The organism is Streptomyces aureoversilis (genome assembly GCF_042657885.1).
In the GTDB taxonomy this organism is placed as follows: Bacteria; Actinomycetota; Actinomycetes; order Streptomycetales; family Streptomycetaceae; genus Streptomyces; species Streptomyces aureoversilis.
The window spans coordinates 403,525-427,082 of sequence record NZ_JBHSKJ010000002.1 but is presented as its reverse complement, the minus strand read 5'-3'; the positions used below and the strand labels follow the sequence as shown (position 1 = coordinate 427,082).

Below are 23,558 nucleotides of genomic sequence, written 5' to 3'. Positions count from 1 at the left end.
ACCGCGACCCATACTTGGGTCTTACACGTTATTCGGGGGGCGGGTGTGACGGGATGCACTGACCGGCGCCGCCGGGCCGTCACGCCTCCCTGAGCCCCGGAGCACCCGCCTCCGAGACGAACGACGCGGCGGTCGAGATGGGCGCCCCCGGCGTGGTGACCCCGGACACCGTCCGGAAGTCGCCCCGCACGCGCTCCGGGTCGAGCGAGACGACGACGTACCCGCGCCGGGCGTCGTAGTACTTCAGGTGCGGGTTCGCCGCGCGCGCCGTCTCCCAGTCCTCGGGGCGCTCCTGCCCGTCGAAGCCGCTGGAGACGGAGGTGCCGAGGAACTCCACGCCGAGCGTGGCGGAGTCCGGGTCGTCGAAGTCCTTCTTCACCTCGTACGCGCAGTGGGTGTGGTCGTCGCCGGTGAGGACCAGGAGGTTCCGGACGCCCGCCCGCTCGGCGCCGGCCAGGACGCGGGCGCGCGAGGCCGGATAGCCGTCCCAGGTGTCCATGCTGACCCGGGAGGACGCGCCGGGCGTCTCCTTGCGCTGGGAGAAGCACACCTGCTGGGCGACGACGTTCCAGGTGGCGGCGGAGGCGCGGAAGCCGTCGAGGAGCCAGCGCTCCTGCGCGTCGCCGGTGATCGTGCGGGCCGGGTCCTGCGACTCGGGGCCGGGGGTGTGCCAGCCGTCCCCGTAGGCCTGGTCGGAGCGGTACTGGCGGGTGTCGAGGAGGTCGAACTGCGCGAGGCGGCCGTACGCGAAGCGCCGGTAGAGGCGCAGGTCCGGCCCGGCGGGCCGCTGGGGGCTGCGCAGCGGCATGTTCTCCCAGTAGGCGCGGTAGGCGGCGGCGCGGCGGGCGCGGAAGCGGTCGACGGGGTCGTTGTCCTGGGAGACGTCGCCCGCGTAGTTGTTCTCGACCTCGTGGTCGTCCCAGGTGACGTACCAGGGGTGGGCGGCGTGCGCGGCCTGGAGCTCGGCGTCGGTCTTGTAGAGGGCGTACCGCTGCCGGTAGTCCTCCAGGGTGTGCGTCCAGTGGTTGTAGAACTCGGGCAGCGGCTCGGTGTAGTTGCGGGCGCCCGCGCGGGCGTCGATGGCGTTCTCGTAGATGTAGTCGCCGACGAAGAACACCGCGTCGAGGTCCTCGCGCGCGAGGTGGCCGAGGGGGGTGTAGTAGCCCTCGTCGTACTGCTGGCACGAGATCAGGCCGAAGCGGGCGGCGGAGACTGAGGCGTCGGCCCGGGGCGCGGTGCGGGTGCGGCCCACCGGGCTGATCCAGCGCTCGGCGCGGAAGCGGTACCAGTAGACGCGGCCGGGTTCGAGGCCGCACAGGTCCAGGTGGACGGTGTGGCCGTCGGCGGCCGGGGCGGCGGCCGTGCCGCTCCGCACGACGCGGCGGAAGGCGTCGTCCTCGGAGAGCTCCCACTGGACGGCGATGCCGCCCTCGGCGGGCAGGCCGTTGCCCGGCTCGTGGGGCCGGGGGGCGAGCCGGGTCCACAGCACGACGGAGTCCGGCAGCGGGTCGCCGGAGGCCACTCCGAGGGTGAAGGGGTTTTCGGAGAGGGGGGTCATGCCGTTCAGATTGCGCGCCGCTGGGGCGCCTGTGAAGAGTCGCGTCACGGCCTTCGCCGGCGGTTCCGCCCCGCCTGCTCCGTACCCGCCCGAACGACCCGTTCCAGGTGTACCGTCCCAGGAGGCGAGGCCGGACACCACGGGGGAGGTGGCGCGGTGAGCCACGGCGGAGAACCTCCGCAACCACAGCCACAACCGCAACCACAACCGCAGCCACCCGAGAACCGCTTCTGGTCCCACGTGTGGAAGTACTGGGTGACCGCCGGCCTGGCCGTGGTGCTGGCGGCGATCCTCCCGGTGCTGTTCAAGGCGGGTCCCTTCGAGACGGACGAGGCGGGCGGGCGCGACCCGACGACCGCTCCCCCGCCGGCGACGAGCCCACCGGCCGCGGCGAGCCCGTCGAGCCCTGCGGGGCCGGGGAGTTCGGGGGGCTCAGGGGGTTCGGGGAGCACGGGAGGCTCGGGGAGCACAGGGAGCACAGGGAGCACAGGAGGCTCGGGGAGTTCGGCCGGCTCCTCCGGCCCGGGAACGCCGTCCTTGCCGGGCACGCCCTCCCGCACCCCGCCGTCCTCGCCCGCGGTGTCCGCACGGGTCGTCAGCGTCCTCACCCAGGGCGCGGTCACCCCGACGGTCACCAAGGTCCAGGTGAACGTGACCTTCACCGGCCTCAAGGGCAGGACGGGCTCCATCAGGTGGCACACCTACAACGACGTCACCAAGCAGAGCATGAGCGGCGACAGCGTGATCGGCTCCCCGGTCCTGGCCTGGGACAGCACGGACTGGCACCCGACGTTCCTCGTCCCGACGCCGTCGGTGCGCTGGCAGCTGCAGGTCACGGCATACGGCCCGGACGGCAGGCAACTGGCCACGAACCACTCCAACTTCACGTTCAGGTCGTAGCGGCGACCGGGAGTCGGCCGGCCGGTCCGCCAGCCGGTCCGCCAGCCGGTCAGCCAGCCGGTCGCCCCACCGGAAAGTACTTGCCGGATTGGAAAGTAGTTGCCATCGTGTTCCCGTACGCACAGACACGCGAGGCGACTGACGGAGACTCACATGTCCGATCTCGAAGCGACCACCGCGGCGACGGCACTGGCCCGGGCGCAGGCCCTGGACTCCACGGTGCGGGACGGATCCCGGTGGTTCGCCCGCTACCAGCTGGTGTTCGGCTGCGCGGCCGCGGTGGCCGTGCTCGCCTGCAGCCTGATCGACGGACCGGCGAGCGCGATCGCCTTCGCCCTGTTCTGGGCGGGGACGGTGACGGCCCTGGCCGTCTGGGCGAACCTGCAGCCCGTCAGGCCGCGCGGGCTCGGCCGCCGGCATCACTACCTGATCGCCACCTGGGCCCTGCTCCACGCCGCCGTGATCGCGCCGGGCACCACCTGGTTCCGGGGCAACCCCGCGTGGTGGGTGCCCGGCGCCGTCGTCGTCGCCCTGCCCGGGCTGGTCGGCGCCTGGCGGGAGGGCCGGCGGTGACGGCGAGCCACCCGCGCCACGGCCTGGACGAGGTGATCCACGCGCCCGTGAGGTTCTCCGTCACGGCGACCCTGGCCGCGGCCGACAAGGCCGAGTTCGCGTTCGTGCGCGACACCGTCGAGGTGAGCGACTCGGTGCTGTCGAAGCAGGTCGCCACGCTGGAGAAGGCGGGCTACGTCAAGGTCACCAAGGGGTACGTGGGCAAGCGGCCGCGCACGTGGCTCGCCCTGACCGAGGAGGGCCGGGCCGCGTTCACCGCGCACTGTGCCGCATTGCGGGCGATCGCGGGCGGATAGCGGGCGGACGACGTCCGGGGCGCTGACGGACGGGCCGCGCCGGACAGGCCGTGCCGGACGGACCGTGCCGGACGGCGGGCCATTCGTCAGGCGGGGGCCGCGCCAGGCACCAGTTGCGCCGCCCGGCGGGCCAGTTGCGTCACCCGGGGCCAGTCGCGGCGGGCCAGGGCGTCCGGGGGCAGCATCCAGGAGCCTCCGACGCAGGCGACGTTCGGCAGGGCCAGGTAGGCCGGGGCCGTGCCGGGGCCGATGCCGCCGGTGGGGCAGAAGCGGGCTCCGGGGAGCGGGGAGGCCAGGGACTTCAGGTACGCCGTGCCGCCCGCCGCCTGCGCGGGGAAGAACTTCATGTCGCTCACCCCGCGCTCCAGCAGGGCCATGACCTCCGAGACCGTCGAGACGCCCGGCAGGAACGGCAGCCCCGTCCCCCGCAGGGCCTCCAGCAGCGGGTCCGTCCAGCCCGGGCTGACCAGGAAGCGGGCCCCGGCGCGGGCCGCCGCTTCCGCCCGGGCCGGGGAGAGGACGGTCCCCGCGCCCACGACCGCCTCCGGGACCTCCGCGGCGACGGCCCGTATCGCATCGAGCGCGGCGTCCGTCCGCAGCGTCACCTCGATCGCCGGCAGCCCGCCCGCGACGAGCGCGCGGGCGAGGGGCACGGCGTCGGACGCGTCGGGGAGGACGGCGACGGGGAGGACGGGGGCGAGGCCGAGGACGGAGGCGGGCGCTGGGGCGGGCGCGGCGGCGGTCACGGGGCCATCCTGCGCGCCGCCGCCACTTAACGCAACGGTCGTTGCACTATGTGCAACGAGGGGTCCTCAGAGCTCGGTCACCACCACGTCGAGCGCCCACGGCTTGCCGCCCTTCGCGGGCGCCCCGCCCTCCACCGCGTACCCGAGGCCGCGCAGCGCCTCCGCGAGCTCCGCCGGCCCGGCCGGCTCCGCGCCCGCCGTCAGCAGGTCCCGGACCAGCCGGCCCTTGGTGGCCTTGTTGAAGTGGCTCACGACGGACCGCTTCTCGACCCCGTCCACGATCTTCGACTGCAGCACCCGGACGGTCGCCGTCCGCTCCGCGAGCGCGCCCTTGGGCTTCCACGCGGCGGCGTACGCGGCCGACCTGAGGTCGAGCACCAGCCCGTCGCCCGCCTCCTGCGGCAGGTGGTCGTCCATGACGCCGCGCCAGTACGTGCCCAGCGCGCCCAGGCCCGGCAGCTTCACGCCCATCGAGCAGCGGTACGACGGGATCGCGTCGCCGACCCGGACCGCGCCCCACAGCCCCGAGAAGACCAGCAGCGAGCGCTCCGCCCGCTCCCGCGCCGCCGCGTCCAGCGAGGCCAGGCCGAGCGCGTCGTAGAGGACGCCCGTGTAGACCTCGCCCGCCGGGCGGGTGCCCGCCGTCCGCAGCGCCGCGTTCTTCGCGATCTCGCCCCGCAGCCCCGGGGACAGGCCGAGCACCTCCGCGGCCTTGTCCTCGTCGCCCGCGCAGAGCTCCACCAGCTCCGTCAGCACGGTCTCCCGCGCCCCGGCCAGCCCCGGCAGCGACAGCGCACCGGCCTCCAGCGCGGCCCCGGCGCCGGAACCGACGGCGGCGGCCTTCCCCTCGGACGGCGGCAACAGCACGAGCACGGTGTCTTCTCCCATCGGTACGGATGCGGGCCGGCGCGAGGAGGGACCGCGGGTCGAGCGGCGCCGGAACGCGCGGCACGCCCGGCCTCCTCGCACGCCCCGACGAGCCTAACGCCGACCCCGCCCCGGCCCCGGCGCACGGCTCCGGCGCCGGCCCCGACGCCGCTCGCCACGCTCGCCGTGCCCCGCGCCCGCACCGGAAATACGCTCGTCCCATGCCCCGCCGCAAGATGCACGTGACCGACGCGGACGGCAGCCCCCTGCGGGCGGCGCTGCGCCGGCTGCGCGAGGACACCGGGGTGACCGAGCAGTTCCCCGCCGACGCCCTCGCCGAGGCCGAGCAGGCCGCGCGCCGGCCGCGCCTCCCGGCGTACGACGCCACCGAGCTGCCGCTGTTCACCATCGACCCGCCCGGCTCGATGGACCTCGACCAGGCCATGTTCCTGGAGCGGCGCGACGGCGGGGGCTTCCGCGTGCACTACGCGATCGCCGACGTCGCCGCCTTCGTCCGCCCCGGCCAGGCCCTGGACGCCGAGGCGCACCGCCGCGTCGTGACCCTCTACTACCCCGACGGGCGCGTCCCCCTCCACCCCGACGTCCTCGGCGAGGGCGCGGCCAGCCTGCTCCCCGACCACAGCCGGCCCGCCCTGCTGTGGCGCTTCGACCTCGACGCGGACGGCCGCGTCGAGGGGACGGACCTGCGGCGCGCGCTCGTCCGCAGCCGGGCCCGGCTCGACTTCGCGGCCGTCCAGGCCGCCGTGGACTCCGGCAGGGCCGAGGAGCCCCTGGCCCTGCTGCGCGAGATCGGCATGCGGCGCGAGGCGCTGGAGCGCGCCCGGGGCGGCGTCTCCCTCAACGTCCCCGAGCAGGAGATCGTGCGCCGCGGCGGCCACTACGCGCTCGCCTACCGCACGCCCCTGCCGGCGGACGGCTGGAACGCCCAGATATCCCTGATGACCGGCATGGCCGCGGCCGACCTGATGCTGCGCGCGGGCACCGGCATCCTGCGCACCCTGCCCGCCGCGCCCGAGGGGGCGGTCGACCGGCTGCGGCGCGTGGCGCGCGCCCTCGGCGTGACCTGGCCGGAGAACATGCCGTACGCGGTCGTCATCCGCGCGCTCGACCCCTCCCACACCCAGCACGCGGCCTTCCTCCAGGAGTGCACGGCGCTGCTGCGCGGCGCGGGCTACACCGTCTTCGACCGCGAACGCCCCACGGAACGCCCGCTGCCGGCGGACCCCGGCCATGCCGCCCTCGCCGCCCCGTACGCGCACTGCACCGCCCCCCTGCGCCGCCTGGTCGACCGCTACACCGGCGAGCTGTGCCTCGCCGCGGCCGCCGGCACCGACCCGCCCGAGTGGGTGCGTGCCGCCCTCGACGCCCTGCCCGGCGAGATGGAGGCCGGGGCACGGCGCGCGGGCCAGGTGGAGCGGGAGTGCGTGGACCTGGTCGAGGCGGCGCTGCTGCGCGACCGGATCGGCCAGGTCTTCGACGCCTACGTGGTGGACGTCCGGAGGGACCGCCCCACCGCGGGCACGGTCCACCTCTACGAGCCGGCGGTGATCGGCCACATCGAGGGCGACGGCGACGGCCCGCCCCTGCCCCTGGGGCACCGCATGCGCGTCCGGGTGATCGAGGCGGACCCGGGCCGCGACAAGGTGTGGTTCGCCCCGGCCTAGCCGGGAGCGGCGGTGACGGGCTCCGGTTCTCCCGGGGCGATCGTGACAGCCCCCGCCAGGTAGCATGGTCGGCACGGCGGACGAGCCGGCCGGGCGGCCGCGTGGGATCTTCGGATCCCCCGAGGAACGTCCGGGCTCCATACGGCAGGGTGGTGGGTAACGCCCACCCGGGGTGACCCGCGGGACAGTGCCACAGAAAACAGACCGCCGGAGGCCGCAAGGCTTCCGGTAAGGGTGAAACGGTGGTGTAAGAGACCACCAGCGCCTGAGGTGACTCAGGCGGCTAGGTAAACCCCACCCGGAGCAAGGTCAAGAGGGGTCGCCTTCGCGGCGGCCCTGCGCGGACGATCGAGGGCTGCCCGCCCGAGTCCGCGGGTAGACCGCTTGAGCCTGCCGGCAACGGCAGGCCTAGATGGATGGCCGCCTCCCCGAGGGCCGCAAGGCCCCCGGGAGACAGAACCCGGCTTACAGGCCGACTCGTCCGCCGCCTGTCTTGCACGAGCCCCCGCGGCCCGCCGGTGCGCGGGCCGCGGGGGCTCTCGTGCTCACCCGGTCACAGCCACCCGTTCTGCCGGGCCGCGCGGACGGCCTCCATGCGGTTGCGGGTGTGGGTCTTGCCGATGGCCGCGGAGAGGTAGTTGCGGACCGTCGCCGGGGACAGGTGCACCTTGGCCGCGATGTCCGCCACCGTCGCCCCGTCGACCGCGGCCGCGAGGACGTCGCGCTCGCGCCGGGTCAGGGGGTTGGGGCCGGCGCCGAGGGCGGCGGCGGCCAGGGCCGGGTCGATGACGCGCTCGCCGGCCAGGACGCGCCGGATCGCCGCGGCCAGGTCCTCCACCGGGCCGTCCTTGACGAGGAAGCCGGACGCGCCGGCCTCCATCGCGCGGCGCAGGTAGCCGGGCCGGCCGAAGGTGGTGAGGATCAGCACCCGGCAGCCGGGCATCCGGGCGCGCAGGTCGGCGGCGGCGTCCAGGCCGCTGCGGCCGGGCAGTTCGATGTCGAGGAGCGCGACGTCGGGCTCCGTCTCCAGGGCCTTGGGGAGGATCTCGTCGCCGTCGCCGACCTGGGCGACGATCTCCATGTCCTCCTCCAGCCCGAGCAGCAGCGCGAGCGCGCCCCGCATCATCCCCTGGTCCTCGGCGAGGAGCAGTTTGATCATGAGCGGTGGTCCTCCTCGGACTCCGGGTCCACGGGCAGTTCGGCCACGAGCCGGAAGCCCCTGCGCCCGTCCGGGCCGGCGGTCAGGTGGCCGCCCGCGGCGGCGATGCGCTCCGTCAGGCCCTTCAGGCCCGTGCCCGGCCCGGCCTGCCCCGAGCCTACGCCGCGCCCGTTGTCGGTGATCTCCAGGCGTACCCGGTCGGTCTCGCCGCGCACTTCGACCGTGCAGCGGCCCGCGCCGCTGTGCCGGACGACGTTGGTGACGCCCTCGCGGACGACCCAGCCCAGCAGGGCCGCGGTCTGCGGCGGCAGCGGGGGGCCGGACTGGCGCAGGTCGGCGGTGATGCCGGAGGCCTCCAGGAGGGAGCGGGCGCGGTCGAGTTCGGTGGTGAGGCTGCCCTCGCGGTAGCCGGTGACGGCTTCGCGGATCTCGGTGAGGGCCTGCCGGCCCACCGCCTCGATGTCGGCCGCCTGCCCGACGGCGGCGTCCAGGTCGCGCGGGGCGAGCCGGCGCACGGCCTCGGCCTTGACGACGATGACGGACATGGTGTGCCCGAGGAGGTCGTGCAGGTCGCGCGAGAACCGCAGCCGTTCCCGCTCGACGGCGCTGCGGGCCAGTTCCTCGCGCGTGGCGCGCAGTTGGGCCACCGTCTCGAAGAGGGTGAGGATGGCGGCGGTGACGAAGCCGGAGAGCAGCGTCCCGTAGGCGACGGTCAGCGACTCCGACGGGCTGCCGCGCAGACTCGCGATCACCCCCGCCGAGCCGGCCAGGGTGAAGACCAGGACGCCCAGCTCGCGCCCGCTCTCGGTCAGCCCGCGCCGCAGCACGATGCCGGAGGCCAGCGACAGCAGCGGGAAGCACAGCAGCCAGTCGCCCCCGTACCCGATGGTCAGCGCGTACGTGACGACGGCCAGTCCGGCCAGTGAGAGGCGCGGGACGCGGGTCGTCCTGTACCGCCCGTCGAGACCGGTGAAGACGGTGAGGACGTACATCGCGGCGAAGGCCAGCACGCCCGGCCCGCCGAGCCAGGGCAGCGGCACCTCGCCCCGGAACAGGTCCTGGACGTCCCCGGTGAGCATGAAGAGCCAGGGGAGGAAGGCGAATTTCCCCGGTGGTTTGTGCCGTTCGAGCCCGGCCTTGCTGTCGGTCATGGTTCCGACCCTAAGGAACCCGCCGCTGAGCTGGGCAGATGCAAGTGTGGGCGGCCACCCGTGACATTTGTCCCGGACCCGGCTATACAAGGGGTTCCATCGGATCGGCTAGAACGCGTTCTAGGAAGGTTCCCGATGCCCATCGACGTACGCAGGGCCGTCGCCGCCGCCCCTCGCAGCACCTCCCTGACCTGGGACCACAAGGACGTCCTGCTCTACCACCTCGGCATCGGCGCGGGCACCCCCGCCACGGACCCGGACGAGCTCCGGTACACCCTGGAGAGCCGGCTCCACGTCCTCCCGAGCTTCGCCACCGTCGCCGGCGGCGGCGCCGCGCAGGCCGGCGCCCTCTCCGCCCCCGGCATCGACATCGACCTCGCCACGGTGCTGCACGGCGGCCAGTCCCTCGGCGTGCACCGCCCGCTCCCGGTCCGTGGCGCCGCCACCCTCACCTCCCGCGTCGCCGCCGTCCACGACAAGGGCAAGGCGGCCGTCATCGTGCTGCGCTCGGAGGCCGCGGACGCCGACGGGCCGCTGTGGACGGGCGAGAGCGAGATCTTCGTCAAGGGCGAGGGCGGCTTCGGCGGCGAACGCGGCGCCTCCACCCGCCTGGAGGCGCCCGTCCGCGCCCCCGACGCCACCGTGGAGCGGCCCGTCCGCGAGGACCAGGCGCTCCTCTACCGCCTCTCCGGCGACTGGAACCCGCTGCACGCCGACCCGGAGTTCGCCAAGCTCGCGGGCTACGACCGGCCGATCCTGCACGGCCTGTGCTCGTACGGCATCGCCCTCAAGGCCGTCGTCGACACCGCCCTCGGCGGGGACGTCACCCGCGTCCGCGCGTACCGCACCCGCTTCGCCGGCGTCGTCTTCCCCGGCGAGACGCTGCGCGTGCGGATGTGGCGGGAGACCCCGGCGCCCGGCCGGATCCAGGTCGCCGTCAGCGCCGTGGAGCGCGACGACGCGCCCGTCCTCGCGGACACGGTCGTCACGCACGGGTGAGCAGCCGGGCGCACTGCCCACAAGGACGTCGTTCTACGTCACCGCAGAGACCCCTTCCTGCGTCGTTCCCACGTCAGAGGAGTCCGTCATGCGCGCAGCCGTACAGCACGAGACGGGACGGCCCCGCCTCGAAGTCCGCGACGACGTCGAGGCGGTGGGCTTCGGCCCCGGCAAGGTCCGGCTGCGCATGCGGGCCACCGGGCTGTGCCACTCCGACCTGTCCGCCATGAGCGGGGTGCTCCCCCAGATGGTGCCCTTCGTCCCCGGGCACGAGGGCGCGGGCGAAGTCGTCGAGGTCGGCGAGGGCGTGACCGGGCTGCAGCCCGGCGACCGCGTCCTGGTCTGCTGGCTGCCGCCCTGCGGCGGCTGTCCCGCCTGCAAGCGCGGGCAGAGCCGGCTGTGCCTGGCGAGCCTCATGGAGGCCGGCACGCCCAACTTCCGCCTGGACGGCTCCGACCTCTTCGGCTTCGCCGGCACCGGAACCTTCGCCGAGGAGGCCGTCGTCGGCGCCGGCTGCGCCGTGCCCATCCCCGACGACCTGCCCTACGACATCGCCGCCCTCATCGGCTGCGGCGTCACCACCGGCCTCGGCGCCGCCCTCAACACCGCCGACGTCACCGCCGGTTCCTCGGTCGCCGTCATCGGCTGCGGAGGCGTCGGGATCTGCGCGATCCAGGGTGCGCGGGCCGCGGGCGCGGCGCAGATCGTCGCCGTCGACCCGGTCGCCTCCCGGCGCGAGGCCGCGCTGCGCTTCGGCGCGACCGAGGCCGTGGCGCCCGACGCGCTCGCCGACGCCAAGGCGCGCGTCACCGGCGGCGAGGGCTTCGACTACGCCTTCGAGGTCGTCGGCACCTCCGCCACCGCCCGGGCCGCCTACGACGCGGCGCGGCGCGGCGGCACGCTCTGCATCGTCGGGGCCGGGGCCGTGGACGACCTCTTCCAGATCAACATGTTCGAGCTGTTCTTCGACGAGAAGAAGATCCTGCCGTCCCTGTACGGCGGCGGGGACGTCCTGCGCTCGTACGAACGGGCCATCGCCCTGTGGCGGGCCGGCCGCATCGACCTCGCGGGCCTGATCACCCACCGGGTCCCGCTGTCCGGCGTCAACGACGCCCTGGAACAGATGCGGACGGGCGAGGCGCTGCGCACGTGCATCGAGATCTGAGGGGTGTGACGGGCATGGTGTCCCTGCGCGGCAGGACCGCGATCGTCACCGGCGCGGGGCGCGGCCTCGGCCGGGCGGAAGCCCTCGAACTGGCCCGGCTCGGCGCGCACGTCGTCGTCAACGACTACGGGCAGCCCGGCGCGGACGGCTCCGGCGAGGCGTCGGCCGCCCCCGCCGAGGCCGTCGCCGCCGAGATCCGGGCGGCCGGCGGCAGCGCCACCGCCCACGTCGGCGACGTGGCCGACTTCGGGACGGCCCGCGACCTCGTCCGGCTCGCCGTCGAGACCGGCGGCGGCTCGCTCGACGTCCTCGTCAACAACGCGGGCATCCTGCGCGACCGGATGGTCTTCTCCATGACCGAGGACGAGTGGGACGCGGTCGTCCGCGTCCACCTCAAGGGCCACTTCAACACCGTGCGCTTCGCCGCCGCGCACTGGCGGGAACGGGCGAAGACCTCCGGGCGGCCGGTGTACGGACGAATCGTCAACACCTCCTCCGAGGCGTTCCTCATCGGCTCACCCGGCCAGCCCAACTACGCGGCGGCCAAGGGCGGCGTCGTCGGCCTCACCACCTCCACGGCGGAGGCCCTGCGCAAGTACGGGGTCACGGTGAACGCCATCTGCCCGCGGGCCCGCACCCGGATGACCGAGCAGATCTTCGCCGGGGTCGGCACGCCCGCGGACGGCGGGCCCGACCCGCTGGCCCCCGAGCACGTCGCGCCCCTCGTCGGCTACCTCGCCGCGCCCGCCGCGGCCGGAGTGACCGGGCAGGTGCTCATCGTGCACGGCGGCATCGTCGCGGTCATGGAGCGGCCGAAGGTCGCGGCACAGTTCGGCACGGCCGGGGACGTGTTCACCGCCGAGGAGCTGGACGGGCTCCTCACCCCGCACTTCGCCGGGCGCCCGCCCGGGGAGACGTTCGCCGCGCCGGAGGTGTGGCAGCTCGGGCCCGGTTGAGCACCGGCCGGGAAACGCCTCGGGCGCCGGGAGTCTCCGCTGAGCGGGACCACCCGGCGCCCGAGGGCTGACCGGAAACGTCGGCGACGCCGGTCAGTGGCCTTCCGGCGTACGGCGGTGCTTGCCGTGGGCAGGGGAGCTGTTGTCGTCGGGGGAAGCCGGACCACGGTGCCTGCCGGAGCCGGCGGCTGCGGCCTGGGACGCCTCAAGGGGGCGCGCCTCGGTCGTGTCGGTTCGGGCGTCGGGCATGGGGAAAGTCACTCCGTCGGATGGGGATGCGTGCTGTGCGCGTAGGGGGTTGCCACGGCAGTGGCGCGCGGTGTCGGCGGACGCCGACACGCCCTCCGCGCACGGCCGTCCGGCTCACGACGGTGACCGTCACCGTCCGGCACAGCTGCGCAACCCCCGCCCGGATTCTAACGGGACCTTGATCGCCCGGGCCACCCGGCCGGGCCGCGAGTCGGCGGCCGCTCAAGGCCTGGGCTCCCGCCCCAGCGGTGCCTGCTGCAGGGGCACGGGCCTGGACGGCGCGCCCCCGGAAGCCGCGACGGACCAGGCACCCGGCATGCCGGCCCCCGGAAGTCCGGTGGGAGGCACGGCGGTCCACACGGACGCGGGCGACTCGGCTCGCTCCCCCTGCGGGGACGCCTGCGGCGGGCAGGACGGGGGCCCTTCGTGGGGACGCTCCACGAGTGGCGGGGACGCCTGCGGCGGGCAAGGCACCTGCTGCAGCAACGGCTGCGGCTGCCGCCCGGCGGGGGCCTGCTCCTCCGGGGCCGGGCGGGCCGGTTGCGGCCCGGGGGGCGGGACTTCCTGCAGCAACGGCACCTGCCTCTGCGCCCCGGCCGCAATCCCGGACTCCGGCACCGCCCGGACCGGCTCCGGCCCGGGGGACCGTACTTCCTGCAGCAGCGGCTGCGGCTGCTGCGCCGGGCGGGGTGCGTCCTGCAGCAACGGCGCCTGCACCTGCGGCCCAGCCGCAAACCCGGACTCCGCAGCCGACCCGGCCGGCTCCGGCCCGGGGGACCGCACTTCCTGCAGCAACCCCCGCGGCGCCGACGGCGACGCGGAGACCGCCGACTCCGCCGGACGCGGCACCTCGTGCAACAACGGCGCCTGCCTCTGCGGCCCACCCACGAACCCGGACGCCGCCACCGACCGGACCGGCTCCGGCCCGGCGGGCCGCACTTCCTGCAGCAGCGGCTGCGGCTGCTGCGCCGGGCGGGGTGCGTCCTGCAGCAACGGCGTCTGCGGCGCCGCCGCGCGGGGCACTTCGTGCAGCAACGGCACCTGCGGCCCGGCCGCGAACCCGGACTCCGGCGCCGGCCGGACCGGCTGCGGCTGCTGCGATGCGGCGGAGGCCGACTGCCCCGCCGGACGGGGTGCGTCCTGCAGCAACGGCGTCTGCGGCGCCACCGCGCGGGGCACTTCGTGCAGCAACGGCGCCTGCCTCTGCGGCCCGGCCGCGTACCCGGACTCCGCAGCCGACCCGGCCGGCTCCGGCCCAGTGGGCCGTACCTCCTGCAGCAACGGTGCCGACGGCTCCGCCGGGCGGGGCACTTCGTGCAGCAGCGGCACCTGCAGCTGCGGCCCAGCCTCAGCCCCGGACTCCGGCACCGGCCGGACCGGCTGCGGCGCCGCGGGGGCCTGAGGCCCCGACGCGCGGGGCACCTCGTGCGGTGACGGCGCCTGCACCTGCGGCCCGCCCGCGAACCCGGACTCCGGCGCCGGCCGGGCCTCCTGCAGTGGCGGCTGCGGCTGCGGCTGGCGGGACGGCGCAACGGGAGCCGGCTCCGCCGGACGGGAGGCTTCCCGCAGCGGTGGCTGCTGTGTCCGCTGCGGCACGGGTGCCGCAGGCGGGGCGGCCGCGGGGCCGTTCCGGAGCTGGGGGCCGGACGGGGGCATGTGCGGCGGCAGGGGCTGCTGCACCTGCTCCAGGGGCGGCCTCGGTGCCTGACCCGGCGCGGTGCGCGGCCCGCCGGGGGCCGCGTCCCGCGCCGCACCGCGCCCGCCGGTATCCCGTGTCTCGCCCCGCTCCCCTTCCGGCAGCCGCAGCCGCGCCAGGCCGCAGCGCACGTACGGCGTGACGAACGGCAGCCGCAGTTCGCCGCCGCTGGTCCACAGGCCGGCGCCGACCAGCCACCCGGCGGGCGCCGGGAATTGCTGGAGCTGCTTCCCGGCGGGGCGCCACACGCCGACCCAGCTGCCGGTGGCGCCCTCGACCCGGAAGGCCACCGCGCACCCTTCGGGGGTGAGCTCCTGCCCGGGCTGGGCGGCGAAGGGGGTGAGCGCGGCACCCGTGGGCCGCAGGCACTCCGGAAAGCGCACGGGGCGGGCGGAGCCGAGCACACCCCACCCGAGCCGGTCCTGGCCGGGCGCGTCGGACCGTACGAGCAGCAGGCCGCTGTACGGGTCGGCGAGCAGCAGCCGGTCGTTGCTCTCCTCGGTGATCTGCAGCAGGGGGCTGGTCTCGCCGCCGCGCTCCAGGTCCACGACGACGGTCTTGGTGCGGCCGTCCAGCTCGCGGTCGAGGGCCAGCAGCCGGCCCGTGCGGTCGAGCCAGGCGCCGCCGGCGCAGCGGCCCTGCACCTCCACGACCCGTTCGGGTCCGAAGGAGCCGCCGTGCAGCCGCCACAGGGCGGTGGTCCGCTCGTCGTGCACGAGCCCGTAGACGGCGGCGCCGCCCGGCGCGGGGGGCAGCAGCGTCAGCCGGGCGCACTCGACGGCGCCGACGGCCAGCTCCCCCGTGCCGGGGCCGGTGGGGTAGAGCAGCGAGAGGGTGTGCCGCTCGGCGACGCGGCGGCGGATGAGGACCCGCCCGTCGGCGAGCGGCTGCACTTCGCTGTCGGGTTCCTCGGGCTGGCTGCCGGGCAGCGGCACGGCGTAGGGCTCGGGGCCGTCGAGCGTCCAGCGCTCGGGGAACCAGCCGCCCGTGCCGCCGTCGAGGGCCAGCCGGGCGGCGTACGAGCCGTTCGCCGTGACCGTGAACGCCGCGCGTCTCATGTCCATCGAGCCACTCCGCGGGGTGCTCTGTGGAGTGCTCTGGGGGGCACAGACCGTCATGAGAAACGTCACCTCCGGCACTGAACGTAGTTATCGCACTTCCAGCCGAACAATGAGAGTCGGCCCGCTTCACGCGTAAGGGTGGCTCTTGTCCGATTCGCCTGAGGAGCGCGAGGAGGCTGTGCTTCGCGCGTCCGCGCCGTCACGTAAGGTAAGGCGTGCCTAAGTAGTCGCGGGGGGTGGCTGGAAAGGCCCCCTTGACCACCCGCCGGCCCCGACGGCCGGCCGGACCGACATGGAGTACGTGATGTCCCTTCGTCGCCGCGGCACCGCCGCAGTCGCCCTCTCCGTAGCCGCCGCACTCTCCCTCGCGGCCTGCGGGTCGTCGGATGACGGCAACGGCAAGGACGGCGCGGGCAAGGACGGCGGCAGCGGCTCCAAGTCCGTGGCGCAGGGCGGCAAGGACTTCGGCAAGGCCGCCGAGGAGACCGCGAAGATGGGCACGGACGCCGCGCCCGGCCAGTTCCCCCGCACCATCACGCACGCGCTGGGCAAGACCGAGCTGAAGGAGCGCCCGAAGCGCGTCGTCGTCCTCGACGTGGGCGAGCTCGACAACGTGGTCTCGCTCGGCCTCCAGCCGGTCGGCTGGGCCCCCAGCGAGGGCAGCCAGGAGCTCCCGGAGTACCTGAAGAAGGACGCCGGCGACCCGAAGAACGTCGGCACGATCAACAACCTCAACCTCGAGGCCATCAACGAGCTCAAGCCGGACCTGATCCTCGGCAGCAAGCTGCGCGCGGAGAAGAACTACAAGGACCTCGCCAAGATCGCCCCGACCGTCTTCTCCCTCCGCCCGGGCTTCACGTGGAAGGAGAACTACCTCCTCAACGCGGCCGCGCTCGACAAGACCGCCGAGGCCAAGAAGAACCTCGACGCGTACGCCGCCAAGGCGAAGAAGCTGGGCGAGGACCTCGGCGAGAACAAGCCCACCATCTCGATGGTCCGCTACCTGCCGCAGTTCACGCGCCTGTACGCCGGGCAGTCCTTCATCGGCACGATCCTCAAGGACGCCGGCCTGCCGCGCCCGAAGAACCAGCAGGCCGACAAGCTCGCCGTGGAGATCTCGCCGGAGCAGATCGACCAGGCCGACGGCGACTGGATCTTCACCGGTGTCTACGGCGCCCCGGACAAGACCAAGCGCGAGGCCGCCGAGGGCAACCCGCTGTGGAAGAGCCTGAAGGCGGTCAAGGAGGACCGGGCCAAGGACGTCAAGGACGAGACCTGGTACCTGGGCCTGGGCGTCACGGCCGCCAACAGCGTCCTCGACGACCTCCGCGGCTTCCTCGTGAAGTAGCCGGCCGACGCAGCGGGCACTCCCGGCCGTCCCCCCGGCCGGGAGCCCGCCCCCGGGACCCCGACCCGGAACCCCCGGCATGGCCATGCGCTGAGCGATGGCCGCGCGGGCACGGCGGACAGGTAGCCTTTCCTCCGTGCCCGCACTGTCTGAAGTCATCGCCGCCCTCGACGCCCTCTGGCCCCCCGAGCGGGCCGAGCAGTGGGATGCCGTCGGCACGGTCTGCGGCGACCCCGCCGCCCCGGTCAACCGGGTCCTCTTCGCGGTCGACCCCGTCCAGGAGGTCGTCGAGGAGGCCGTGGAGCTCGGCGCCGGCCTGCTGGTCACGCACCACCCGCTCTACCTGCGCGGCACCACCACCGTCGCGGCCTCGACCTTCAAGGGCCGGGCCGTGCACACGCTGATCAAGAACGACATCGCGCTGCACGTCGCGCACACCAACGCCGACCGCGCCGACCCCGGCGTCTCCGACGCCCTCGCCGGCGCGCTCGACCTGCGCGTCACCGGCCCGCTCGTGCCCGACCCGGACGACCCCGCGGGCCGCCGCGGCCTCGGCCGCGTCTGCGAGCTCGACCCGCCCATGGACCTGGCCGCGTTCGCCGAGCACGCCGCCAAGCGGCTGCCCGCCACGGCCCAGGGCATCCGGGTCGCCGGCGACCCCGCGCGCACCATCCGCACCGTCGCGGTCTGCGGCGGCTCCGGCGACTCCCTCTTCGACGCGGTGCGGGCCGCCGACGTGGACGCCTACGTCACCGCCGACCTGCGCCACCACCCCGCGTCCGAAGCCCAGCAGCACAGCCCGCTGGCGCTGGTCGACGCGGCGCACTGGGCCACCGAGTGGCCCTGGGCCGAGCAGGCCGCCGCCCAGCTGGACGAGATCTCCGACCGGCACGGCTGGGGCCTGCGCACCCACGTCTCGAAGATCGTCACCGACCCCTGGACCGCCCACGCGGCGTCCTCCACCGACTACCACTCAACAGGAGCCCCCAACTGAACGCCGCGCCCGCCGACCAGATCCGCCTCCTCGACCTCCAGGCGCTGGACACCCGCCTCGGTCAGCTCGCCCACAAGCGCACGACCCTGCCCGAGCACGCCGAGATCGCCTCCCTCGAGGCCGACCTCACCCAGCACCGCGACCTCCTCGTCGCCGCGCAGACCGAGGAGAGCGACACCGCCCGCGAGCAGACCAAGGCCGAGCAGGACGTCGACCAGGTCCGCCAGCGCGCCGCCCGTGACCAGCAGCGCCTGGACACCGGCGTCGGCATGTCCGCCAAGGACCTGGAGAACCTGCAGCGCGAGGTGGCCTCGCTCGCCAAGCGCCAGGGCGACCTGGAGGACGTCGTCCTCGAGGTCATGGAGCGCCGCGAGTCCGCGCAGGAGCGGGTCACCGAGCTGACCGGCCGCGTCGAGTCCGTCCAGGCCAAGGTCAACGACGCCGTCGCGCGCCGCGACGCCGCCGTCGCCGAGATCGACGCCGAGGCCGCCTCGGTCACCAAGGAGCGCGAGATCGTCTCCGCCTCCGTCCCGGCCGACCTGCTCAAGCTCTACGACCGCCTGCGGGAGAAGCAGGGCGGCATCGGTGCGGCGCGCCTGAACCAGCGCCGTTGCGAGGGCTGCCGCCTGGAGCTGGACATCACCGAGCTCAACGAGGTCCGCGCCGCCGCGCCGGACCAGGTCGTCCGCTGCGAGAACTGCAGCCGCATCCTGGTCCGCACCTCCGAGTCCGGCCTGTAAGCCCCGTGGCCCCTCGCTTCATCGTCGAGGCGGACGGCGGTTCCCGGGGCAACCCGGGCCCCGCCGGCTACGGCGCCGTCGTGCTGGACGCGGCGACCGGCGAGGCGCTCGCCGAGGCCGCCGAGTACATCGGCACGGCCACGAACAACGTCGCCGAGTACCGCGGGCTCATCGCCGGCCTGGAGGCCGCGAAGGCCCTCGACCCCGGTGCCGGGGTCCTGGTCCGGATGGACTCCAAGCTCGTCGTGGAGCAGATGTCGGGCCGCTGGAAGATCAAGCACCCGGACATGCGGCCGCTCGCCGCCCGGGCGCGCGCGCTCTTCCCCGCGGGGCAGGTCGCGTACGAGTGGATCCCGCGCGAGCGGAACAAGCACGCGGACCGGCTCGCCAACGAGGCCATGGACGCGGGCAAGGCGGGCCGGCAGTGGGACGCGGGCGCCTCCGCGGCGGCGCTCGCGGAGCGTACGGCCGCGCGCACGGCCCCGCGGGCGGCCGAGCCCGTGGCGGAGCCGCTGGAGGAGCCCAAGGCCGCTCCCGTCGGCTGGGCCGCCCCCGCCGACCTCGGGGCGCCGACCACCTTCGTGCTGCTGCGGCACGGCGAGACGGCCCTCACTCCGCAGAAGCGATTCTCCGGCAGTGGCGGCAGCGACCCCGAGCTCTCGCCCGTAGGCCTCCGCCAGGCCGAGCACACCGCCGCCGCGCTCGCCGCGCGCGGCACGATCCAGGCGATCGTCTCCTCGCCCATGCGGCGCTGCCGCGAGACCGCGGCCGCCGCGGCCGCGCGCCTGGGCCTGGAGGTGCGCGTCGAGGAGGGCCTGCGCGAGGCCGACTTCGGGGCCTGGGAGGGCCTGACGTTCGCGGAGGTCCGCGAGCGCCACCCCGCCGACCTCGACGCCTGGCTCGCCTCCTCCAAGGCGGCCCCGACCGGCGGCGGCGAGAGCTTCGCGGCGGTCGCCCGCCGCATGGCGGTCACGCGCGACAAGCTCCTCGCCCGGTACGCCGGCCGTACGGTGCTGCTGGTCACCCACGTGACGCCGGTCAAGACCCTCGTCCGGCTGGCCCTCGGCGCCCCGCCGGAGTCCCTGTTCCGCATGGAGCTGTCGGCGGCGTCGCTGTCGGCAGTGGCGTACTACGCGGACGGCAACGCCTCGCTGCGACTGCTGAACGACACGGCGCACCTGCGGTAGGCCTGCGACGGTGCCGCACCGGGCTCAGGCTCGGCTCGGCACCGCCGAGAAGGCGCGTAGTGGTTGCTCACCGCTGCGGCGGAAGGAATTGCCGGGACTGCCCGGTCGCCGACGGCACTGCGCCCCTTAAAGGGGCGCGGGGAACTGCGCGACCGGCCACGGACGGCCCGCAGCCGAAGAACCGCGCGACCTGCGGTGCAACCCGCACCCGGCGAACCGCTCACTCGCCGGCCCGCAGGGCCATCGCCGCATCCAGCGCGGCAACCGCCGCAAGCCGTTGCCGCTCACGCTCCTCGATGTCCTGGGCACTCTCACCCGTGGCCGCGACCCGCGGGCACCGCGGGCACTGCCACCGGTCGGGGGCGCCGAGCGGCGGCGGGGTCATGGCCACCTTGCAGTGGGGGCAGTTCACGGTCACTCCTTCGACATGGCCGCACGACGCGCAGACCCACACGGGGCCTTCCGCGTCCTGCTGCCTCCACGCGGTCCGCAGGCACTGCGCGCATCCGGTCGTGACGATCCCGGCCCGGCTCATGACAGGCGGCTCCGGGGTGGTGTCCGCGTACTCGATGATCCGTGCCCTGACCCGGTCGTCCGTGGTGTTGGCCATCCGGAGCAGGTGTGCGACGCGTGAGCGTGCTTCGTCAACGAAATCGTTCATGGCGGCAGCAGGCTATGGCGCCGGGGGCCGTGCCCGGGCCCCGCAGCGCGCACGATCACCCTTGCGAGTGCCTCGTCCTATTGTTCGACGCTCACTTGAAGGACACGTTGACGCACGCCAGCCGCGCGCCCGCCATGCCCGCCCTGCCCGGGCCCGTCTCGGTGGCGTGTTCGTGGATGACGACGGAGCGGGCCTCGCCCGCGCGGAAGCGCCAGGCGACCGAGGCGGAGGACGTGCCGCCGCCCCGCCGGTCGGTGGTGAGGTCGAGCCAGACCTCGTTGCGCGGATTGGCGTACCGGGGGTCGGTCGAGGGCTGCTTCGGGTCCTTGACGTGCTGGTAGTGCGGGCCGGAGTGGTCGGGCAGGGTGCCGCACGGCTTCGTGTGGACGTGGGCGCCGAACGTACGGCCCGGCTGGACGCCGCGCAGGCGCAGCTGGACGGCCGTGCCGCGGTGGCCGGTCCGCTCGACGACGGAGACGCGGGCGCCCGGCGGGACCGCGGCGTCGTCGAACGTCACGGCGCGCAGCACGTCCGCCGTGGGCTCCGCGAAGACTGCGCTCACGCTCGCCCCTTGGCAGTGGGCCCCGCCCATGGGGGACACGACGGCCATGGAAGCGGCGAGCAGCGATACGGCGAAGGACATCTTCCGCCCCTTTCAGGAGCTTCAGCGGTGGCTTCCCCCTGCGTCCCGCGGACGTGCTTCCCCACGGTATCGACCCCTCGCGCACCGCGCACGGCGGCCCGTGAGGACAATGAGCCGACCACCGCGTACCCCAGGAGGACGACACCATGCCCCCCAAGCCCGAGATCCTCGCCGCCTTCGAGGCGGCCAAGGGGTTCATGCCGCTCGACGAGGGGCTCGCGCTCCACGCCGCCGCCGAGGAGGCCGCGCGGCTCGCGCTGCCGCTGCTCGAAGTCGGCACGTACTGCGGCCGGTCGACGATCCTGCTGGCCGCCGCCGCACGCGAGGCGGGGGTCACGGCCGTGACGGTGGACCACCACCGGGGCAGCGAGGAGCAGCAGCCGGGCTGGGAGTACCACGACGCGTCGCTCGTCGACGAGGCCGTGGGGCGGATGGACACGCTGCCGGCGTTCCGGCGCACGCTGCATCAGGCGGGCCTGGAGGAGCACGTGGTGGCGATCGTGGGGCGGTCGCCGCTGGCGGCCTCGCTCTGGGCGGCGCCGCTGGGTCTGGTGTTCATCGACGGCGGGCACACCGACGAGCACGCCACGGCGGACTACGAGGGCTGGGCGCCGCACCTCGCCCCGGGCGGCCTGCTGGTCATCCACGACGTCTTCCCCGACCCGGCGGACGGCGGGCAGGCGCCGTACCGCGTGTACCGCAGGGCACTGGAATCCGGGGAGTTCACCGAAGTGTCGGTGACGCGTTCGCTGCGGGTGCTGCGGCGCGTGCCGGTTGCGGCGTAGGCCCCCTGCGCGGCGGAGCGGCGGCGTAGCATCGCCGGGTGTCCAAAGGCAGCTTTCCCCGTGTGACCCGCCGCCCGGGCGGCATCCGTAGGCCCGTCGTCGTCGCGGTGGCGGCCCTGGTGCCGGCCGGCTTCGCGGGCTGGCTGCTGTGGGACGCGGGTGCGGACGGCGGGGAGAAGGCCCCGGTGGCCGCCGCGTCGTCGGCCTCGCCCGGCCGCTCCCCCGCCTCGCAGGCCCCGTCCCGGCAGCCGTCGCCGTCCGCCGGGTCGCCTTCGGCGGCCGGGTCGTCCGCGCCGCCGGGCACGTCGCCGAGCGCGTCGCCCGCCGCGGCCGACGAGGGGCCGCTGCCGGACGGCCCGCTCAAGGGCAAGGTGGTCCTGGTCGACCCCGGTCACAACATCCGCAACAGCGAGCACACCGCCGAGATCAACCGCTCCGTCGACATCGGCACCGGCCGCAAGGAGTGCGACACCACGGGAACGTCCACGGACGCGGGCTACGCGGAGGCCGCCTTCAGCCTCGACGTCGCCCACCGGATCCGGACGCTGCTGCGGGCGCAGGGCGCCAAGGTGGTGTTCACGCACGACGGCGAGCGCCCGTACGGCCCGTGCGTGGACGAGCGGGCCGCGATCGGCAACCGCGCGCACGCCGACGCCGCCGTCTCGGTGCACGCCGACGGCTCGGCCGTCGGCAACCGCGGCTTCCATGTGATCCTGCCCGCTTCCGTCAAGGGCGGGCGGGCGGACACCTCGGCCATCGCGGGGCCGTCGAAGGACCTCGGGGTGCGCATCGCGGGCCACTTCGTGCGGAGCACGGGCAGCGCCGCGTCCAACTACATCGGCGGCGGTACCGGTCTGGACACCCGCGGCGACCTCGGCGGGCTCAACCTCTCCACCGTCCCCAAGGTGTTCGTCGAGTGCGGCAACATGCGCGACCCGAAGGACGCCGCGCTGCTGACGGACGGTGCATGGCGGCAGAAGGCGGCGCAAGGGATCGCCGACGGCATCACGGACTTCCTGGACGGGTAGGGCTCCCCGGGCGGTAACGGGCCGTAGCGGTGCCCGCGGACCGCGCGCTTGTCACGAGGCAGATACGAAGAGGACGCCCCGACCGTGCAGGCGATAGGTTCACCCGTACGATGGGGGGCCACCCCCGCGCCCCCGCATTCTCGCGTGCCGGCGAAAGCGACGTTAATGATCACACTGACAAAGGACTTTAGGTGAACATCCGCTCCCTCACTCGAGGCGACGGCGTGGTGATCGGAGCAGCGGTGTTGCTGTTCATCGCCTCGTTCCTGAGCTTCTACTCGTACGACTGCGCTGCCTCGATCTGCCCCACGGAGCCGAACGGTTGGAAGGCCGGCCTCTTCCCCGTTCTGCCGTCGATCTTCCTCGCCGGGATCATCGCCGCCGGGCTCATCGTCGCCGCGCGCTTCCAGCCCGAGGGGCGCAAGCTCATGGGCCTGGAGCTCGTCCAGTGGGGCACCGCGTTCGCCGTGTTCGCCGCGTGGTCCTCGCTGTGGACGATCATCGGTGGCGCCCAGGGCGTGTCCCCGGGCGTCGGCCAGATCCTGGCCCTCCTCGCCAACGCGGCCCTGGCCGCGGCGGCGCTGCTCACCCCGCGCACCCCGGCCCTGAAGGCCCCGCTGGTGAGCGCCCCGGGCCCGCAGGCCCCGTCCCCGTTCGGCGCCGGCCCGAACCCGGGCTACGGCTACCCGGGCCCGGGCGGTGCCCAGCCCGGTGCCGCCGCCCCGTACGGCGCCCAGGCCCAGCAGCCCTACGGCGCGCAGCCGGGCCAGCCGGACGCGAGCCTGGGCGGTGCCGCCGCCGCTCCGCAGCCGGCCGCCGGTCAGGCCGCGGCCGCCCCGGCCGGGGACTTCGCCCCGTTCTGGTTCGCGGTGCCGGTGCCCCGCCCGCTGTACGGCGAGGACGGTTCGCCGTCGCAGATCGCCGAGCTCGCGCCCGGCACCTGGTACCTCGCGGTGGAGCAGCGCGGCCAGGCCCTCGTCGCCCAGACGCAGGACGGCCGCCGCGGCGTCCTGCAGGACACGACGGGCATCCAGCGCGGCTGAGGTCCGCGCCCAGCCGAAAGACGACGGCCCGCCGGGGTTTCCCGGCGGGCCGTCGCCTTTGCCGGCGC

23 protein-coding genes and 1 other RNA gene are annotated in these 23,558 nt (G+C 74.9%); 15 read left to right on the top strand and 9 right to left on the bottom strand.

The window, feature by feature from the left end; all coding sequences use genetic code 11:
* Nucleotides 1–79: 79 nt before the first annotated feature.
* Complete coding sequence (locus tag ACFPP6_RS04790) at nucleotides 80–1,558, bottom strand: alkaline phosphatase D family protein (RefSeq protein ID WP_382037514.1); 1,479 nt, start codon at nucleotides 1,556–1,558, stop codon at nucleotides 80–82.
* 537 nt (nucleotides 1,559–2,095) lie between these two features.
* On the opposite strand from ACFPP6_RS04790, the gene ACFPP6_RS04785 reads away from it, so the two are divergent.
* From ACFPP6_RS04785 to ACFPP6_RS04775, 3 genes are all read left to right on the top strand, one after another.
* A complete protein-coding gene (locus ACFPP6_RS04785; protein ID WP_382037513.1) occupies nucleotides 2,096–2,458 on the top strand; it encodes a hypothetical protein in 363 nt (120 codons plus the stop codon).
* Between the two features lie 153 nt (nucleotides 2,459–2,611).
* Entirely contained in the window at nucleotides 2,612–3,031 is a 420-nt protein-coding gene (locus tag ACFPP6_RS04780) for a hypothetical protein (RefSeq protein ID WP_382037511.1), read from the top strand.
* Nucleotides 3,028–3,327, top strand: a complete 300-nt coding sequence (locus ACFPP6_RS04775) for a winged helix-turn-helix domain-containing protein (RefSeq protein ID WP_382037509.1) — start codon at nucleotides 3,028–3,030, stop codon at nucleotides 3,325–3,327. The genes ACFPP6_RS04780 and ACFPP6_RS04775 overlap by 4 nt, the downstream gene beginning before the upstream one ends.
* Before the next feature lie 86 nt (nucleotides 3,328–3,413).
* Here the strand turns inward: ACFPP6_RS04775 and eda are convergent, their stop codons facing one another.
* Entirely contained in the window at nucleotides 3,414–4,073 is a 660-nt protein-coding gene (gene eda, locus ACFPP6_RS04770; protein WP_382037507.1) for a bifunctional 4-hydroxy-2-oxoglutarate aldolase/2-dehydro-3-deoxy-phosphogluconate aldolase, read from the bottom strand.
* A 66-nt stretch (nucleotides 4,074–4,139) separates the two neighbouring features.
* The gene (gene yaaA / locus ACFPP6_RS04765; protein WP_382037505.1) at nucleotides 4,140–4,946 is read right to left on the bottom strand and encodes a peroxide stress protein YaaA; all 807 of its coding nucleotides are present in this window, start codon (nucleotides 4,944–4,946) and stop codon (nucleotides 4,140–4,142) included.
* Between the two features lie 215 nt (nucleotides 4,947–5,161).
* Here yaaA and ACFPP6_RS04760 point away from each other — a divergent pair, with 215 nt between their 5' ends.
* Both ACFPP6_RS04760 and rnpB read left to right on the top strand, forming a co-directional pair.
* A complete protein-coding gene (locus ACFPP6_RS04760) occupies nucleotides 5,162–6,625 on the top strand; it encodes an RNB domain-containing ribonuclease (RefSeq protein WP_382037503.1) in 1,464 nt (487 codons plus the stop codon).
* 81 nt (nucleotides 6,626–6,706) lie between these two features.
* Nucleotides 6,707–7,109, top strand: an RNA gene (rnpB, locus tag ACFPP6_RS04755) — RNase P RNA component class A.
* A gap of 69 nt (nucleotides 7,110–7,178) precedes the next feature.
* Here the strand turns inward: rnpB and ACFPP6_RS04750 are convergent.
* Together ACFPP6_RS04750 and ACFPP6_RS04745 are read right to left on the bottom strand one after the other, a co-directional pair.
* Complete coding sequence (locus ACFPP6_RS04750) at nucleotides 7,179–7,784, bottom strand: response regulator transcription factor (protein ID WP_382037501.1); 606 nt, start codon at nucleotides 7,782–7,784, stop codon at nucleotides 7,179–7,181.
* A complete protein-coding gene (locus ACFPP6_RS04745; protein WP_382037500.1) occupies nucleotides 7,781–8,935 on the bottom strand; it encodes a sensor histidine kinase in 1,155 nt (384 codons plus the stop codon). Before ACFPP6_RS04745 ends, ACFPP6_RS04750 begins: the two co-directional genes overlap by 4 nt.
* Before the next feature lie 135 nt (nucleotides 8,936–9,070).
* Between ACFPP6_RS04745 and ACFPP6_RS04740 the strand changes: the two genes are divergently transcribed.
* From ACFPP6_RS04740 to ACFPP6_RS04730, 3 genes are all read left to right on the top strand, one after another.
* Nucleotides 9,071–9,934 carry a MaoC/PaaZ C-terminal domain-containing protein gene (locus ACFPP6_RS04740; RefSeq protein ID WP_382037498.1) on the top strand — a complete coding sequence of 288 codons (864 nt, stop codon included), beginning with the start codon at nucleotides 9,071–9,073 and terminating at the stop codon, nucleotides 9,932–9,934.
* A gap of 88 nt (nucleotides 9,935–10,022) precedes the next feature.
* A complete protein-coding gene (locus ACFPP6_RS04735; RefSeq protein WP_382037496.1) occupies nucleotides 10,023–11,099 on the top strand; it encodes an alcohol dehydrogenase catalytic domain-containing protein in 1,077 nt (358 codons plus the stop codon).
* Nucleotides 11,100–11,113: 14 nt separating this feature from the next.
* Nucleotides 11,114–12,055 carry a 3-oxoacyl-ACP reductase gene (locus ACFPP6_RS04730; protein ID WP_382037494.1) on the top strand — a complete coding sequence of 314 codons (942 nt, stop codon included), beginning with the start codon at nucleotides 11,114–11,116 and terminating at the stop codon, nucleotides 12,053–12,055.
* 93 nt (nucleotides 12,056–12,148) lie between these two features.
* Here ACFPP6_RS04730 and ACFPP6_RS04725 read toward each other — a convergent pair whose 3' ends face one another.
* Nucleotides 12,149–12,304, bottom strand: coding sequence for a hypothetical protein (locus ACFPP6_RS04725; RefSeq protein ID WP_168094376.1), 156 nt, complete (start codon nucleotides 12,302–12,304; stop codon nucleotides 12,149–12,151).
* Nucleotides 12,305–12,526: 222 nt separating this feature from the next.
* Complete coding sequence (locus ACFPP6_RS04720) at nucleotides 12,527–15,064, bottom strand: hypothetical protein (RefSeq protein ID WP_382037492.1); 2,538 nt, start codon at nucleotides 15,062–15,064, stop codon at nucleotides 12,527–12,529.
* A 301-nt stretch (nucleotides 15,065–15,365) separates the two neighbouring features.
* On the opposite strand from ACFPP6_RS04720, the gene ACFPP6_RS04715 reads away from it, so the two are divergent.
* The 4 genes from ACFPP6_RS04715 to ACFPP6_RS04700 all read left to right on the top strand — a co-directional run bounded on the left by ACFPP6_RS04715 (nucleotide 15,366) and on the right by ACFPP6_RS04700 (nucleotide 19,330).
* On the top strand, nucleotides 15,366–16,409 hold the full coding sequence (locus ACFPP6_RS04715; RefSeq protein ID WP_382037491.1) for an ABC transporter substrate-binding protein: 1,044 nt from the start codon (nucleotides 15,366–15,368) through the stop codon (nucleotides 16,407–16,409).
* Nucleotides 16,410–16,545: 136 nt separating this feature from the next.
* A complete protein-coding gene (locus ACFPP6_RS04710; RefSeq protein ID WP_382037489.1) occupies nucleotides 16,546–17,403 on the top strand; it encodes a Nif3-like dinuclear metal center hexameric protein in 858 nt (285 codons plus the stop codon).
* The gene (locus ACFPP6_RS04705; protein WP_382037720.1) at nucleotides 17,400–18,143 is read left to right on the top strand and encodes a zinc ribbon domain-containing protein; all 744 of its coding nucleotides are present in this window, start codon (nucleotides 17,400–17,402) and stop codon (nucleotides 18,141–18,143) included. The genes ACFPP6_RS04710 and ACFPP6_RS04705 overlap by 4 nt, the downstream gene beginning before the upstream one ends.
* 5 nt (nucleotides 18,144–18,148) lie before the next feature.
* Entirely contained in the window at nucleotides 18,149–19,330 is a 1,182-nt protein-coding gene (locus tag ACFPP6_RS04700) for a bifunctional RNase H/acid phosphatase (protein WP_382037487.1), read from the top strand.
* A 220-nt stretch (nucleotides 19,331–19,550) separates the two neighbouring features.
* On the opposite strand, the gene ACFPP6_RS04695 is transcribed toward ACFPP6_RS04700, so the two are convergent.
* Both ACFPP6_RS04695 and ACFPP6_RS04690 read right to left on the bottom strand, forming a co-directional pair.
* On the bottom strand, nucleotides 19,551–19,991 hold the full coding sequence (locus ACFPP6_RS04695; RefSeq protein WP_382037485.1) for a hypothetical protein: 441 nt from the start codon (nucleotides 19,989–19,991) through the stop codon (nucleotides 19,551–19,553).
* A gap of 91 nt (nucleotides 19,992–20,082) precedes the next feature.
* On the bottom strand, nucleotides 20,083–20,634 hold the full coding sequence (locus ACFPP6_RS04690; protein WP_382037483.1) for a superoxide dismutase family protein: 552 nt from the start codon (nucleotides 20,632–20,634) through the stop codon (nucleotides 20,083–20,085).
* 146 nt (nucleotides 20,635–20,780) lie between these two features.
* Here ACFPP6_RS04690 and ACFPP6_RS04685 point away from each other — a divergent pair, with 146 nt between their 5' ends.
* From ACFPP6_RS04685 to ACFPP6_RS04675, 3 genes are all read left to right on the top strand, one after another.
* Nucleotides 20,781–21,419 carry a class I SAM-dependent methyltransferase gene (locus ACFPP6_RS04685; RefSeq protein ID WP_382037481.1) on the top strand — a complete coding sequence of 213 codons (639 nt, stop codon included), beginning with the start codon at nucleotides 20,781–20,783 and terminating at the stop codon, nucleotides 21,417–21,419.
* A gap of 38 nt (nucleotides 21,420–21,457) precedes the next feature.
* A complete protein-coding gene (locus ACFPP6_RS04680) occupies nucleotides 21,458–22,447 on the top strand; it encodes an N-acetylmuramoyl-L-alanine amidase (protein WP_382037480.1) in 990 nt (329 codons plus the stop codon).
* Nucleotides 22,448–22,638: 191 nt separating this feature from the next.
* Nucleotides 22,639–23,490, top strand: a complete 852-nt coding sequence (locus tag ACFPP6_RS04675) for a hypothetical protein (RefSeq protein ID WP_382037478.1) — start codon at nucleotides 22,639–22,641, stop codon at nucleotides 23,488–23,490.
* The last annotated feature ends 68 nt before the right edge of the window (nucleotides 23,491–23,558 follow it).